The organism is Micromonospora sp. NPDC005173, assembly GCF_040608515.1.
Lineage (GTDB): Bacteria > Actinomycetota > Actinomycetes > Mycobacteriales > Micromonosporaceae > Micromonospora.
Genome location: NZ_JBEXIK010000001.1, coordinates 314,659 through 329,322 on the forward strand (window position 1 = coordinate 314,659; position 14,664 = coordinate 329,322).

A 14,664-nucleotide genomic window follows, 5' to 3' on the forward strand; every position below is an offset into this window, starting at 1 on the left:
TCCGCCTCCTTGAGATGTGTTGCTCGAACCCTACTCGCCAGTAGGCTACGCGCATGACCGACAGGTACGCGAGCTTCGTCCAATCGGCCGCCGGCCGCGCGCTGGTCAAGCGCCTCGGGCTGCCCGACCCGCCGCGACTGCGCCGACACCACCCCGGCGACCCGCTGCTGCCCGGGCCGGCCCTGCTCGGCGCGGCCACCGGCGGCTGGCTCGCCGAGCCGATCACCAAAATCCTGACCGCCGCCGGGGTCGAGCTGGCCGACCCGGCCGCCGCCCCCGCCAGTGACTCCTCGCAGCGGTACGGCGCACTGCTCTTCGACGCCACCGGGATCACCGACTCGACCGGCCTGCGCCAGCTCTACGACTTCTTCCACCCGCAGGCGCGGGCCGTGCTGCCCAGCGGTCGGGTGATCGTGCTGGGGACCCCGCCGGAGGAGTGCCCGACGCCGCGCGAGGCGACCGCCCAGCGTGCCCTGGAGGGGCTGGTCCGCAGCATCGGCAAGGAGTTCGGCCGCGGCAGCACCGCACAACTCGTCTACGTCACCCGCACCGGCACCGCCGCCCAGGCCCGCCCGGACCACTCAAGCCTTCCGGACGGCCCGGACCTCTCAGCCGGCACGCTCACGAGCCTCGAATCGACCCTCCGATTCCTTCTTTCCGGGCGTTCCGCGTACGTCTCGGGGCAGGTCATTCGGGTCGGTGCCGGCGACGCGAGCGCACCGGCCGACTGGGACCGCCCGCTGGACGGGCAGATCGTGCTGGTCACCGGCGCCGCCCGGGGCATCGGTGCCGCGCTGGCCCGGGTGCTGGCCCGCGACGGCGCCCAGGTGGTGGCGCTGGACATCCCGGCCGCCGGGGACGCGCTGGCAGCGGTGGCGAACGACATCGGCGGGACCGCCGTCCAGCTCGACCTGACCGCACCGGACGCGCCGACCCGGCTCGCCGACCACCTGGCCAGCCGGCACGGCCGGGTCGACGTGGTGGTGCACAACGCCGGTATCACCCGGGACAAGACGCTCGGCCGGATGGACGCTGACCGGTGGGACCAGGTCATCGACGTCAACCTCTCCAGTCAGGAGCGGATCAACGACGTGCTGCTGGAGCGGGAGCTGATTCCGGCCGGCGGGCGGATCGTCGCGGTCTCCTCGATCGCCGGGGTCGCCGGCAACCGGGGGCAGACCAACTACGCCACCAGCAAGGCCGGCGTGATCGGGCTGGTCGGCTCGCTCGCCCCAGCCCTGCGCGACCAGGGGATCAGCGTCAACGCGGTGGCCCCCGGCTTCATCGAGACCCGACTGACCGCGCGCATCCCGCTGGTGGTCCGCGAGGCGGGCCGGCGGATGAACAGCCTGGCCCAGGGCGGGCTGCCGGTGGACGTGGCCGAGACGATCGGCTGGCTGGCCTGGCCCGCCAGCGGCGCGGTCAGCGGCAACGTGGTCCGGGTCTGCGGCCAGAGCATGCTGGGGGCGTGATGGGCGGCGCGCGGCGGGAGCCGGCGGACGGGCCCAACGACGTCTCCCTGCACGAGCTGATCGACGGCCCGACGAAGAGGCTGTCGGCGGAGACCCGGGCCGCGGCACGCTTGCCGGACGCGGGCGGCCGTACCCCGGTCGAGCTGCCCCGGATGCCGGCGGCCGGGGCGCTCTACCGGCGGGCGTTGCTCGGTGCGCTGCCGGGCCTCGGCGGAGGGCGGCGCGGGCCCGGCCTGCCGGCGGTCGAGTTGGCCGCGCGCGGGGTGACCGTCGACCGGGCGCACCTGGCCGACTACGACCGGGTCTGCGGGTTCCGGCTCACCGACCGGCTGCCCGCTACGTTTCCGCACGTCATGGGCTTCCCGCTGACCCTGCGACTGATGACCGCGCCAGAGTTCCCCATCCCGCTGACCGGCGTGGTGCACGTCGGTAACCGGATCACCGTGCGCCGCCCGATCACCGCCGACGAGACCCTCGACTTCACGACGTACGCGGAGAACCTGCGCCCGCACGACCGAGGACGGCAGGTGGACGTGGTGCTGATCGGCTCGGTCGACGGGGAGGAGGTCTGGCGCGGCGTCTCGACGTACCTCGGTCGGGAGCGCAAGCCCGGCGGCGGTGAGCGGCGCGACGGGAGCGGACGCCCCGAGGCGCCGGCCGCCACAGCCCGCTGGCGGGTGGAACCCCGCGTCGGCATGCAGTATGCGCGGGTGTCCGGGGACCACAATCCGATCCACACGTCCCGACTCGGGGCGCGGCTGTTCGGCTTCCGGCGGCCGATCGCGCACGGCATGTGGAGCAAGGCGCGCTGCCTGGCCGCGCTGGAGAGCCGGCTGCCGGACGCCTACACCGTCGAGGTCGCCTTCAAGCTGCCCGTACCGCTGCCGAGCACGGTGAGCTTCGCCCTCCTGCCGGACGGTGGGTTCGCCCTGCACGACTCGCGCGGCCGGCCGCACCTGGCGGGTCTCTTGCACTAGGCACCCCTGCCGACCCGGATTCGGGATTGGCAGGGTTGCTCTCATGCGCTAAGTTCTTCTCAGATCGAGATGTTCTCAGATTGAGAGAGACATGGTTGACGAGCAGGACTTCCTGGCCGCGTACGACCCCGGGGCCTACCCGTCGGTCGCCGTGACCGTTGACGTGGTGGCGCTGACCATTCGCGACGACGCACTGCACCTGCTGCTGATCCGGCGCGGCCAGCCACCCTTCGAGGGGCACTGGGCGCTGCCCGGCGGCTTCGTCCGCCCCGACGAGGACCTGACCGCTGGCGCCCGACGGGAGCTGGCCGAGGAGACCGGGCTCGGCGGCGAAGGGTTGCGCCGCGTACACCTGGAGCAGTTGGGCAGCTACGGCTCCCCCGACCGCGACCCGCGGATGCGCGTCGTCTCGGTCGCCCACCTCGCGTTCGCCCCCGACCTGCCGGACCCGGCCGCCGGCACCGACGCCGACGAGGCGATCTGGCTGCCGGTGACCGCGTTGACCAGTCGGCAGCTCGCCTTCGACCACGGCCGGATCATCGACGACGCGCTGGAGCGAGCCCGGTCCAAGCTGGAATACACCCCGCTCGCCACCCGCTTCCTCGCCGCCGAGTTCACGATCAGCGAGTTGCGCGCCGTCTACGAGACGGTCTGGGGTCACCCGCTGCACGCCGGCAACTTCCACCGCAAGGTGCTCTCCGTGCCGGGTTTCGTGGAGAGCACGGGCGCCAGCACCGAGCGCGGCGGCGCCCGGGGCGGCCCCCGCGCCCGGCTCTACCGCGCTGGCGACGCCCGGCTGCTGCACCCGGCGCTGCTGCGCCCCGCCCGCGAGGAGACGGTGCGATGAGGACCGGGGCGGCCATCCGCCTGGTCACGGCGGCCCGCACCGACGCCGACCTGTTCGGCACGGACCAGCCGGCCCGGCGTTACCGCGAGCTGGTCGCAGCTCTGCACCCCGACCGTCTGCCGACCGACCCGGCGGTACGCGCCGAGGCCACCGAGGCGTTCATCCACGTCACCACCCGGTGGCAGGCCCGGCAGGTCACCGTCCTCGGCGACTACCGACTCGGCGCGCCGGCCCACTCGGGCGACCTGGCCGATCTCTACGACGTCGGCGACGACCGGCTGCTCAAGCTCCCCCGACGGCCCACCGACAACGACCTGATGGCCCGCGAGGCGCACGCCCTGCGCACCATCGCGGAGCGCGGCGACCCGCGCTACCTGCCGTACGTGCCCCGACTGGTCGACGACTTCCGGCACCGGGACGCGGCGACCGGCGCCGAACGGCGGATCAACGTGCTCGCCACCGCGCCCGGCCTGCACGACCTCGACGAGGTGCGGCGCGCGTACCCCGACGGGTTGGACGCCCGGGACGTGGCCTGGATGTGGCGGCGGCTGCTGGTAGTGCTCGGCCTGGCCCACCGGGCGGGCGTGGTGCACGGTGCGGTCCTGCCGCGACACGTGCTGATCGAGCCAGACGCCCACGGCGTGGTGCTGGTCGACTGGTGCTTCTCCGCCCCCGTCGGGAGCACGATCCCGGCGCTGGTGCCCGGCCAGGAGGACTGGTACCCACCCGAGGTCCTCAAGAAGCTGCCCAGCGGGCCGGGCACCGACATCGCGATGGCCAGCCGCTGCATTACCTCGCTGATGAACCGCCAGGCCCCGCGCGAGCTGCTCAACTTCGCCCATGGCTGCCGGCAACGGTCCCTGGACGCCCGGCCCGACGACGCCTGGCGCCTGCTGCGCGAACTCGACCAGGTGCTGGACCGGCTCTACGGGCCACGCACCTTCCGACCCTTCACCCTCACCCCGTAAGGAGCTGTCATGGGCAGTGGAATCTGGTCCACCGACGTGTACGACGCCGCCGACCGCTACCGGCGCTCCACCGGCCGCAGCGCGTTCTCCTACAGCGACAGTGGGGCGCGCACCGTGCACCCCACGCTCGACCCCCGGGACGCGACGCGCGAGAGCCGCGACTCCGACGAGCACCCACGGTCGACGCCCATCGCGGTGCTGTTCGACGTGACCGGCTCGATGCGCAAGGTGCCGCGCGTCCTGCAGACCAAGCTGCCGCAGCTGCTCGGGCTGCTACAGCGGCAGGGCTACGCCAGCGACCCGCAGATCATGTTCGGCGCGATCGGCGACGCCACCTGCGACCGGGTGCCGTTGCAGGTCGGCCAGTTCGAGTCGGACAACCGGATGGACGACGACCTCGGCCGGATCGTCCTGGAGGGCGGTGGCGGCGGGCAGATGAGCGAGTCGTACGAGCTGGCCATGTACTTCATGGCCCGGCACACCGTCACCGACAGCTGGGAGAAGCGCGGCCGGCGCGGCTACCTGTTCATCATCGGCGACGAGCTGGCGTACCCGCAGGCGAAGGCCCGGGAAGTGGCCGGCCTGATCGGCGACGACCTGACCGAGGACGTACCGCTGCGGCAGGTCGTCGACGAGGTGACCCGCCGCTGGGACACCTACTACCTGCTCCCCGCCGGCAGCCACTACGCCGGCAACGCCAAGGTGCTCGACTTCTGGCGGGACCTGCTCGGGCAGAACGCCGTCGTGCTCGACGACCTCGACGCGGTCTGCGAGACCATCGCGCTCACCATCGGCCTCGGTGAGCAGGCCATCGACCTGGACGAGGGCCTACGCCACCTGGACCGCACCGGCTCTGGCACCACCGGCACCGTGTCGAAGGCGCTGGCCCGCCTCGGCCGGGGGCGGCGGGCCGAGGTGTCGACGCTGCCGGCCTTCCGCGACACCGGCGGTGAGGTGACCCGGCTGTGAGGCACGTGGCGGTGGTCGACCTCGGCTACGGCGACGCCGGCAAGGGCACAGTGGTGGACTGGCTCTGCGCCACCCGCCCCGTGCACACGGTGGTCCGCTTCAACGGGGGCGCGCAGGCGGCGCACAACGTCGTGCTGCGCGATGGGCGGCACCACACGTTCGCGCAGTTCGGCGCCGGCACGTTCCATCCCGGGGTCCGTACGCACCTGTCGCGGCACGTGGTGGTGGACCCGCTGGCGCTGGCCGCCGAGGCCGACCATCTCGCCACGGTCGGGGTGCCCGACGCGCTCGACCGGCTGACCGTCGACGGGGAGGCGCTGCTCTCCACCCCGTACCACCGGGCCGCCAACCGTGCCCGAGAGATCGCCCGGGGAGCCGACCGGCACGGCTCCTGCGGGCTGGGGGTGGGCGAGGCCGTCGCGTACGGTCTCGCCCACCCCGACGACGCACCCCGGGTCATCGACTGCCGCAGCCCGGCGCTACTGCGCCGCAGGCTGACCGCCCTGCGGGACCGACTGACCGCCGAGCTCGGCCCGCTGGACGCGCCACCGGTCGAGGACTGCCTGCCCGCGTTCACCGGGTTCGCCGGGCGGGTCGCGATCGTCGAGCGGAGCTGGCTCGCCGGGGCGCTGCGCGCCGGAACCTGCGTCTTCGAGGGCGCGCAGGGCGTGCTGCTCGACGAGTGGCACGGCTTCCACCCGTACACCACCTGGAGCACCACCACGTTCGCCAACGCCGACAGCCTGCTCGCCGAGGCGGGTCTGCCCGACAACGCGACCCGGATCGGGGTGCTGCGGCTGGTCACCACCCGGCACGGGGCCGGCCCCCTGGTTACCGAGGACCCGGACCTGCCACTGGCCGACCCGCACAACCCGACGAACCCTTGGCAGGGCCGGTTCCGGTTCGGCCACTTCGACGCGGTCGCCCACCGATACGCCCTCGCCGCGGCCGGCGGAGTTGACGGCCTGGCGCTGACCCACCTCGACCTCGCCGGCCCCGGGCTGCGGATCTGCCGCCGCTACGACACCACCGACCGGCTCACCCCGGGCCCGCCCGGCGACCTGGACCGGCAGGCCGCGCTCACCGCCCGCCTGCTGCGCTCCCGCCCGCTGTACGACGACCCGCCGCCCGACTGGGCGGAGGCGGTGCGCGCGGAGCTGGACACGCCGGTGGTGCTGACCTCGCACGGCCCCACCGCCAGCGACAAGACCCCGCACGGCCCGCTGCTCGCCCCGCCGGCCCTGGTCCGCTCGGCCTGACGCCCGTGGCCGTAGCGGGTGATCCGGCGACTCGGCCACCGGGCAGGTCGCGCCCCGCGAGCATGGGGGCATGGAAGCCCTGCTCGACCTGCTCCGGGACACGGCCACCTCACCGTGGGTGTACCTGGTGATCTTCGGGCTCACGGCGGTCGACGCGTTCTTCCCCGCGGTACCGGGCGAGGCGGCGGTGATCACCGCAGCGGTGTTCGCCGCCGATGGAGCCCATCCCAACCTGGTCGCGGTGATCGCCACCGCCGCGCTCGGCGCGCTGATCGGCGACCACATCTCGTACGCCATCGGGCGGGGCGGCGGCGCGAACCGGCTCGCCCGATTTCCCGACGGCAGCCGCCGGCGGGCCAGCTCCGAGTGGGCCCGACGCGCGGTGGACCGGCGCGGCGGGCTGATCCTGACCACCTCCCGGTACCTGCCGGGCGGCCGGACGGCGGTCACCCTCACCATGGGCGCGGTGCGCTACCCACGCCGGTCGTTCCTGCTCTACGACGGCATCGCGACGACCACCTGGGCGCTCTACTGCGGGTTGCTCGGCTACTTCGGTGGGCTGGCCTTCGAGCGCCACCCCATCAAGGGCATCCTCGCCGGGATCGGCCTCTCGGTGATCGTCACGCTGGGCATCGAGGGCGTCCGTTGGCTGCGCCGCCGGGCGCACCGCCGCGCCGCCGCCCGCTACTGACCGGCCAGGCTGGACCTGCCACCCTCACAGCAGGTCAGCGTCGTGCACCAGGATCGCCAACTGCACCCGGTTGCCCGCCTGGAGCTTCGCCAGGGCCCGACTGACGTGCGCCTTCACGGTGGCCTCGCTCATCGTCAGCCGCCTGGCGATCTCCGCGTTGCCGTGCCCGCGCGCCACCTCCCGGACGATCTCCAGCTCACGCGCGGTGAGCGGGGCGAGTCGCTGGCGCGCCGCGTCCCGACGGGCCGGACCACGCTCGGCGAACGAGCTGATCAGGCGCCGGGTCACCGTCGGGGCGAGCATCGCGTTCCCGGCGGCCACCGTGCGGACCGCAGCGGCGAGCTCGCGGGGCGGGGTGTCCTTGAGCAGGAAACCCACCGCTCCGGCCCGCAGCGCGCGGTGCACGTACTCGTCGAGGTCGAAGGTGGTCAGCATGATCACCTTCGGTCCGGCGGCGACCACCTCGGGCGCGACGGTCAGCCCGTCGATGCCCGGCATCCGCACGTCGAGCAGCACGACGTCGGGGCGTAACCGGTGGGCCTGCTCCAGCGCGCCGGCGCCGTCCGCGGCCTCGCCCACCACCGTGATGTCCTCCGCCGCCTCCAGGATGAGTCGCAGCCCGGCGCGGACGAGTTGCTCGTCGTCGACCACCACCACCCGGATCACGCCGCATCCACCACCGGGATCAGTGCCCGGACCAGGAACCCGGCGTCCACGGGCGCCGCCTCCAGCCGACCGCCGAGCAGTTCCACCCGCTCGCGCAGCCCGAGCAACCCCTGCCCGGCACCGGGCAGGGGTTGCCCGCCCTCGGACGGGCCGTTGCGGACCACCACCTCCAGCCCGTCGGGCAGGTAGCGAAGGCAGACCGTCGTCTCGGCCTCGGCGGCGTGCTTGCGCACGTTGGTCAGCGCCTCCCGGACCACCCGGTACGCGGTGCGTCCCACGGTCGCCGGCAGCGCCGACGGCACGCCCTCGTCCCGTCGCCGGACCCGGAGCCCGGCGGAGCGGGACTCCCCGATCAGCTCATCGATGGCGTCTAGCCCACGCTCCGGCACCGTGGCCGGACCGGCCTGCCGCAGCACGCCCAGCACCTCGCGCAGGTCGGTGAGCGCCTGCCGGCCGGTCTCGCGGATCAGCGCGGCGGCCTCGACGGTCGCCGGGTCGGCGGCGGTCACCTCCAGTGCGCCGGCATGTACCACCATCAGCGACACCTGGTGCGCCACCACGTCGTGCATCTCCCGGGCGATCCGGGTCCGTTCCTCGGCGCGAACCCGGTCGGCACGGGCCTCCTGCTCGCGTTCCAGGCGTTCGGCCCGGTCCCGTAGCGCGGCGAGCGTGTCCCGGCGCGCCCGCACCCAGAGGCCGACGACCAGGGGAAATCCGACCAGACAGGCGGCGAGCAGCAGCACGTTGCCGAAGGTGGCGGTGGTGAGCCGGCGCACGCCGCCCACCGCCAGCCCGACCAGCACCCCACCGGCCAGCACCAGGGCGGCCCCGACGAGGAACCCGGTGAGCCGCCGGCCGCGCAGCCGCAGGCCCGCCTGGTACGAGGCGACCACCCCGGGCGCCGCGGCGGCGAGCACCAACCAGCTGATCGCGGCGGCCAGGAACAGCGGCCAGCGGCGGGTCCGGACCAGGCCAGCGGCCCAACCGGAGGCCACGGCGACGAGCAGCACGACGACGGGCGGCAGCGGCGAGCGGACCCCGACCGCGCCGGTCGCACTGGCCCAGACAGCGGCGGCGACCACGACGGCGAGCAGCAGCGAGGCGTACCGGTCGACGACCCGCCGGAGCACGACGGCGCTGGAGGCCACGCAGCGAGCGTAGGGCTCCATCGGCGGGTCGGGCCGCCCACGCCCGACAGACCCGGGTGCGGTGGGGGAAGACCCCTACCCGCCGTCCGGGCCGGACGCTACCTAAGTGATGTCGCCCGGCTGACCACTGGCCGATGGCGGGAGCCGTCGCCGGCACCAGCATCGGGATCATGGATCTGCTCGACCTGCTACATCAGACGATGTCCTCACCGTGGGTGTACCTGGCGATCTTCACGATCGCGGTGCTCGACGGCTTCTTCCCGGTGGTGCCGAGCGAGACAGCGGTGATCACCGCAGGGGTGTTCGCGGCCTCCGGCGCGCCGTACCTGCCCGCGGTGATCCTGGTGGCCGCCGTCGGCGCGCTGGTCGGGGACCACATCTCGTACGCCATCGGCCGGGGTGGTGGCACCCGGCTGCTCGACCGGCTTCCGCCCGACGGCCGGCGCCGGGCCGCCGTCGAGCGTGCCCGCCGGGGAATCGCCGCCCGGGGCGGTCTGATCCTCACCGTTGCCCGCTACGTGCCGGGCGGCCGGACTGCGGTCACCCTCACCATGGGGGCGATCCACTATCCCCGTCGACGCTTCCTGGCCTTCGACGCGCTCGCCGCCGGCTCGTGGGGGCTCTACTCGGCGCTGGTCGGCTACCTCGGCGGGATGGCCTTCGAGCAGGATCCGCTGCGCGGCCTGCTGCTCGGTCTGGGTCTCGCGCTGACGGTGACCCTGGTCGTCGAGGTGGTCCGCTGGCTCGGCCGGCACCGCCTTTCTGGGCCGTCGGTGCCGACGACCGCGCCGGTGAGCCGGACACCGGCGCGGTGACGGCAGGTCGGGTCGGTCATTCGGCGGGCGGGCGCCAGGTGACACCGTGCAGGAGTTGGCCGGCGCCGAGCCAGGCCACGTTCATCATCCGGGTGGCGGTCTTCTCCGGGTCGGCCTCCGGGTGGTCCGCGAGCCAGTCGGCCAGCGACTCGGTCGCGCCGACCAGCGCGTACGCGACGACCTCCAGGTCGACGGCGGCGATCTCGCGGCCCTCGGCGCGCAGCGCGTGGTCGAGCATCCCGGCGACCACCTCGACCAGCCGGGCCCGCATGGTGGCCAGCTCGGTGGCGAACGGCTGCTCGCCCCGGGCCTGCCGGTAGAGCACGGCCCAACCGTCGCGGTGCGCGCCGACGAAGCCGAAGAACGCCCTCAGCCCTCGCCAGAGTCGTTCGTCGGCCGGCAGGTCGGGGGCGGCCGCACCGGCGATGGCCTGCATCATCCGAGTGCCCTCCCGGTGCAGGCAGGCGACGAAGAGCTCCTCCTTGGTGCCGAGGTACGCGTAGACCATGGGCTTGGAGATGCCGGCATCCTCCGCGATCTCGTCCATGCTGGCGGCGTGGAAGCCCCGCCGGGAGAAGACCTTGACGGCCGCGTCGAGCATCTGCTGCTCACGGACGGCCCGTGGCAGGCGCTTGAAGGCGGGAGGGGTGGACACCTTGCGAGCATACCTACTCGTGCGTAGGGTTACGCCAGAGTAACCAAGTCCGGACGGCCCGAGAGGTGTTTCCCCCATGACTGACTTCGACCCGGCTACCTTCGCCAACGTCGGCCCCAAGGAGTTCGCCCAGCTGGTCAAGTCCACCCCGGACGACAAGATCGCCCAGGTGATGTCCGGTGACCTGCGCGGCAAGATCCTGGGCGAGGTGTTCGGCCGGATGCCGTCGCTGTTCCGCGCGGACCGGGCCGGCTCCACCAACGCGGTCATCCACTGGGTCGTCACCGGTCGCCCGGACGGCGGCAGCGACACCTACGAGGTGGTCATCGCCGACGGCAAGTGCGACGTGAACGAGACCCCGCAGCACGACCCGAAGCTGAGCCTGACCATGGGCCCGGTGGAGTTCCTGAAGATCGTCTCCGGTGGCGCCAACCCCGTGATGATGTTCATGACCGGCAAGCTGAAGGCGAAGGGCGACCTCGGCCTCGCCGCCAACATCGCCAACCTGTTCGACATCCCCAAGGCCTGAGATGGCCGAGTTCTCGCTCGACCTGACCGAGGAACAGCGGGATCTGCGCGACTGGGTGCACGGCTTCGCCGCCGAGGTCGTGCGCCCGGCCGCCGCCGAGTGGGACGAGCGCGAGGACACCCCGTGGCCGGTGATCCAGGAGGCTGCCAAGGTCGGCCTCTACGGCTTCGAGTTCCTCGCCACCTGCTGGGCAGACCCGACCGGGCTCTCCCTTCCCATCGCCAGCGAGGAACTCTTCTGGGGTGACGCCGGCATCGGGCTGAGCATCTTCGGCACCTCCCTCGCCGTCGCCGCCATCTACGGCGCGGGCACTCCGGACCAGATGGTCGAGTGGGTGCCGCAGTGCTTCGGCGACATCGACTCGCCGGCCGTCGCCGCGTTCTGCACCAGCGAGCCGGAGGCCGGCTCCGACGTCGGGGCGATGCGCACCCGGGCGGTCTACGACGAGGCCACCGACGAGTGGGTGCTGACCGGGCAGAAGGCGTACGCCACCAACGGCGGCATCGCCGGGGTGCACGTGGTCACCGCCTCGGTCGACCCCACGCTCGGTTCCCGGGGCCAGGCGGCGTTCGTCGTACCGCCGGGCACCCCCGGCCTGGCCGCCACCCGCAAGCTGCGCAAGTTGGGCCTGCGGGCGTCGCACACCGCCGACGTCTTCCTCGACGGGGTACGCGTGCCAGGCCGCTGCCTGCTCGGCGGCCGGGATGCCCTGCTGGAACGCCTGGACCGGGCCCGCTCCGGGCAGCGGGCCAGCGGGCAGGCCGCGATGCGCACCTTCGAGCTGTCCCGACCCACGGTGGGCGCGCAGGCGCTCGGCGTGGCCCGGGCCGCCTACGAGTACGCGCTGGAGTACGCCAAGGACCGGGTCCAGTTCGGACGGCCGATCATCGAGAACCAGGCGGTCGCGTTCGCGCTGGCCGACATGCGGATGGAGATCGACGCGGCGCGGCTGCTGGTCTGGCGGGCCTCCTGGATGGGCCGCAACAACCGCCCGTTCACTGCTGGCGAGGGTTCGATGTCCAAGCTCAAGGCCGGTGAGGTGGCGGTGTCGGTCACCGAGAAGGCGGTGCAGCTGCTCGGCGGCGCCGGCTTCCTCCGCGACCACCCGGTGGAGCGCTGGTACCGGGACGCGAAGATCTACACCATCTTCGAGGGCACCTCCGAGATCCAGCGGCTGGTGATCTCCCGGGCGATCTCCGGAATGCAGATCCGCTGACCAGCCCTGGCCGGTCCCGTCTCGGCGGGGCCGGCCAGGGGCTTGCCGGCGTACTCCCTGCCCGCCGTCCCTGATCCCACGATCCGTGCCGTCTTCGTCACCCCGCGCCGTCGCCGGCTGGGCAGGGTGCCGAGCCCAGTGCATGATCAAGGAAGACGCCCTGACGGACGGGGGGTCCCTTGCCCCGTCCGCGCACCCTTAAGGAGGTCTGCGGCATGGACCTGCCGTTCGTCATTGCCACGCTGACCCGTCGAGGGCTGCTCACCCCCGGCCGGCCGATCCGGGTCGCCTCGCAGCTCAACGCTTTGCGCACGTGGGGATGGAGCCTGGCCGGCGAGCTACGCCAGGCAGCCGCCCGGGACCCTGGCCGACCGGCGATCATCGACGAGGACGGTGTCGAGCTGACCTATCAGGATCTGCTCGACCGGGCCGAACGGATGGCCCGGTCGATGCGGGCGGGCCTCGGCGTACAGGCCGGCGACCGGATCGGCGTGCTCTGCCGCAACCACCACGGGCTGATCGAGACGATCGTCGCGGCCACCCTGCTCGGCGTCGACTCGGTCCTGGTCAACACCGGGCTCTCCGCGGCCCAACTGGCCACCGTCGCCGAAGAGCAGCAGCTCCGGCTGCTGGTGCACGACGACGAGTTCGCCGAGCGGGTCATCGGCCTCCCCGCCGAGCTGTCCCGCCTCGACGAACGCGCCCGCGAGGAGATGGTGGCCGGGGCACTGCCGGGCGAGCTGCACCCGCCGGAGCGGGACGGCCGCATCATCGTGCTCACCTCGGGCACCACCGGTGCGCCGAAGGGGGCCCGCCGCCCCACGCCGAGCGGCTTCGGCCCGCTGGTGTCCATCATCGACCGGATCCCACTGCACACCCGCGACCGGGTGATGATCGCGGCACCGATCTTCCACACCTGGGGGTTCGCCGCCCTCCAGGTCTGCTTCGCCCTGCGGGCCACCATCGTGCTACACCGCCGCTTCGACCCGGCCGCCACGCTCGCCGCCCTGGTGGCACACCAGTGCGACGCACTGTTCGCCGTACCGGTGATGGTGCAGCGGCTGCTGGAAGTGCCCCCACCGGACCCGCGCCCCCCGCTCAAGGTCGTCGCGATCAGCGGATCGGCCCTGCCCGGCGGGCTGGCACCGAAGTTCATGGACGTCTACGGGGACGTCCTGTACAACCTCTACGGCTCCACCGAGGTCTCCTGGGCCTCCATCGCCGGTCCGGAGGACCTGCGCCAGGCGCCCACCACGGCCGGCCGGCCGCCGCACGGCACCCGGCTGCAGATGCTCGACGACGCTGGCAAGCCGGTACCCGACGGCCGGGTCGGGCGGATCTTCGTCGGCAACGAGATGCTCTTCGAGGGCTACACCTCCGGTAGCAGCCGGGAGAGCCGCGACGGACTGCTCGACACCGGCGACCTCGGGCGACTCAACGCCGACGGACTGCTCTTCGTCGACGGCCGGGCCGACGACATGATCGTCTCCGGCGGCGAGAACGTCTTCCCGTCCGAAGTGGAGGACCTGCTCGCCCGACTGCCGCAGGTACGCGAGGCGGGCGTGATCGGCGTACCCGACCCCGAGTACGGCCAGCGGCTGGCCGCGTTCCTCGCCCTGCACCCCGGCGAGACGCTCGATCCCGAGGCGGTCCGCGAGTACGTCCGGCACTACCTGGCCCGCTTCTCCGTCCCGCGGGACGTGGTCTTCGTGAAGTTCCTGCCCCGCAACGCCACCGGCAAGGTGCTCAGCCGCGAACTACGCCGCTACTACAGCTGACCGACCAATCAGGGGTAGCGGGTCAGGCCCGGTGCCCGCGCCAGCTCGACCAACTCCTGCAGGATGTCACCGAGGCGTGCACGGCGAAGTAGACCTCGGCGAGGGTGTAATTCCAGTCCGCCCTGCCTGCCGAGTTCGGGCTGGCGGTAGCAGCGGCTGCGCCCGCCCAGCGGGGCGGGCGCAGGTCAAGCGGCGTGTGGTGGGGCGGCGGGCTGGTGGTGCAAGCGCAGGAGTCGGGCGAGCTTGGCGGCTTGGTCGATGTCGGGTAGGCCGGCTTCGGCGGCGAGGGCTTGGATTTCGTCTTCGGTCTCGGGGTCGGTCAGGTAGTGGCCATCGACAGCGTCCCTGACTGGGTGAGGGCTCGGTGTCGGGGTGCGAGGCCCGGGCTCGTCGGCGGATGTCCTCGTGACGCTGGCCGCCGGCGACGGGTGTGTTGTGTTCGCGCGTGATCGCTGGTCACGGCGTGTGGCCATGTCCCTCCCAGGACGGCTCGTGGCGTGAGGTCGAGGTATCGGGTCATCGGCAACTCCTTCTCGTGGGAACTGGCATCAGGGTTGATCGCCGGGTCGTGCCGCTCGCTCAGGCAGCGATGGACCGACGACAGGGGCGAGGGCCGCGGAGGGTACCTCCGGTGGCTGCGGAATGAATGGGGTCGCCACTCACACGATCTGTCA

Annotated in this window: 14 protein-coding genes; 11 read left to right on the forward strand and 3 right to left on the reverse strand. The window is 73.0% G+C overall.

The genetic code is table 11. The features are described 5' to 3' along the window. Positions 1-53: 53 nt before the first annotated feature. From ABZV00_RS01525 to ABZV00_RS01555, 7 genes are all read left to right on the forward strand, one after another. Complete coding sequence (locus tag ABZV00_RS01525; RefSeq protein ID WP_355600893.1) at positions 54-1,472, forward strand: 3-oxoacyl-ACP reductase; 1,419 nt, start codon at positions 54-56, stop codon at positions 1,470-1,472. A gap of 152 nt (positions 1,473-1,624) precedes the next feature. After that, a complete protein-coding gene (locus ABZV00_RS01530) occupies positions 1,625-2,449 on the forward strand; it encodes a MaoC/PaaZ C-terminal domain-containing protein (RefSeq protein ID WP_355601338.1) in 825 nt (274 codons plus the stop codon). 91 nt (positions 2,450-2,540) lie between these two features. Then, the gene (locus ABZV00_RS01535) at positions 2,541-3,296 is read left to right on the forward strand and encodes an NUDIX domain-containing protein (protein ID WP_355600895.1); all 756 of its coding nucleotides are present in this window, start codon (positions 2,541-2,543) and stop codon (positions 3,294-3,296) included. Next, entirely contained in the window at positions 3,293-4,264 is a 972-nt protein-coding gene (locus tag ABZV00_RS01540) for a serine/threonine protein kinase (RefSeq protein ID WP_355600897.1), read from the forward strand. Before ABZV00_RS01535 ends, ABZV00_RS01540 begins: the two co-directional genes overlap by 4 nt. Positions 4,265-4,273: 9 nt before the next feature. Then, the gene (locus ABZV00_RS01545) at positions 4,274-5,233 is read left to right on the forward strand and encodes a hypothetical protein (RefSeq protein ID WP_328422335.1); all 960 of its coding nucleotides are present in this window, start codon (positions 4,274-4,276) and stop codon (positions 5,231-5,233) included. Next, positions 5,230-6,492: an adenylosuccinate synthetase gene (locus ABZV00_RS01550; protein WP_355600899.1), complete on the forward strand. Its 1,263-nt coding sequence runs from the start codon at positions 5,230-5,232 to the stop codon at positions 6,490-6,492. Before ABZV00_RS01545 ends, ABZV00_RS01550 begins: the two co-directional genes overlap by 4 nt. A 70-nt stretch (positions 6,493-6,562) precedes the next feature. Continuing rightward, on the forward strand, positions 6,563-7,183 hold the full coding sequence (locus ABZV00_RS01555; protein WP_355600901.1) for a DedA family protein: 621 nt from the start codon (positions 6,563-6,565) through the stop codon (positions 7,181-7,183). 24 nt (positions 7,184-7,207) lie between these two features. Here ABZV00_RS01555 and ABZV00_RS01560 read toward each other — a convergent pair whose 3' ends face one another. Both ABZV00_RS01560 and ABZV00_RS01565 read right to left on the reverse strand, forming a co-directional pair. Beyond that, positions 7,208-7,849, reverse strand: a complete 642-nt coding sequence (locus ABZV00_RS01560; RefSeq protein ID WP_328422329.1) for a response regulator transcription factor — start codon at positions 7,847-7,849, stop codon at positions 7,208-7,210. Continuing rightward, entirely contained in the window at positions 7,846-8,997 is a 1,152-nt protein-coding gene (locus ABZV00_RS01565; RefSeq protein ID WP_355600904.1) for a histidine kinase, read from the reverse strand. The genes ABZV00_RS01560 and ABZV00_RS01565 overlap by 4 nt, the downstream gene beginning before the upstream one ends. A gap of 167 nt (positions 8,998-9,164) precedes the next feature. Between ABZV00_RS01565 and ABZV00_RS01570 the strand changes: the two genes are divergently transcribed. Then, entirely contained in the window at positions 9,165-9,812 is a 648-nt protein-coding gene (locus ABZV00_RS01570) for a DedA family protein (RefSeq protein ID WP_355601340.1), read from the forward strand. 16 nt (positions 9,813-9,828) lie between these two features. On the opposite strand, the gene ABZV00_RS01575 is transcribed toward ABZV00_RS01570, so the two are convergent. After that, positions 9,829-10,467, reverse strand: a complete 639-nt coding sequence (locus ABZV00_RS01575; RefSeq protein WP_355600906.1) for a TetR/AcrR family transcriptional regulator — start codon at positions 10,465-10,467, stop codon at positions 9,829-9,831. A gap of 76 nt (positions 10,468-10,543) precedes the next feature. Between ABZV00_RS01575 and ABZV00_RS01580 the strand changes: the two genes are divergently transcribed. The 3 genes from ABZV00_RS01580 (at position 10,544) to ABZV00_RS01590 (ending at position 13,990) form a co-directional block, all read left to right on the forward strand. Next, positions 10,544-10,996 (forward strand): SCP2 sterol-binding domain-containing protein, encoded by a 453-nt coding sequence (locus ABZV00_RS01580; protein ID WP_328422324.1) that lies wholly within the window; start codon positions 10,544-10,546, stop codon positions 10,994-10,996. A 1-nt stretch (position 10,997) separates the two neighbouring features. After that, positions 10,998-12,212, forward strand: a complete 1,215-nt coding sequence (locus ABZV00_RS01585) for an acyl-CoA dehydrogenase family protein (protein ID WP_328422322.1) — start codon at positions 10,998-11,000, stop codon at positions 12,210-12,212. Between the two features lie 215 nt (positions 12,213-12,427). Beyond that, a complete protein-coding gene (locus tag ABZV00_RS01590; RefSeq protein WP_355600908.1) occupies positions 12,428-13,990 on the forward strand; it encodes an AMP-binding protein in 1,563 nt (520 codons plus the stop codon). Positions 13,991-14,664: the final 674 nt, after the last annotated feature.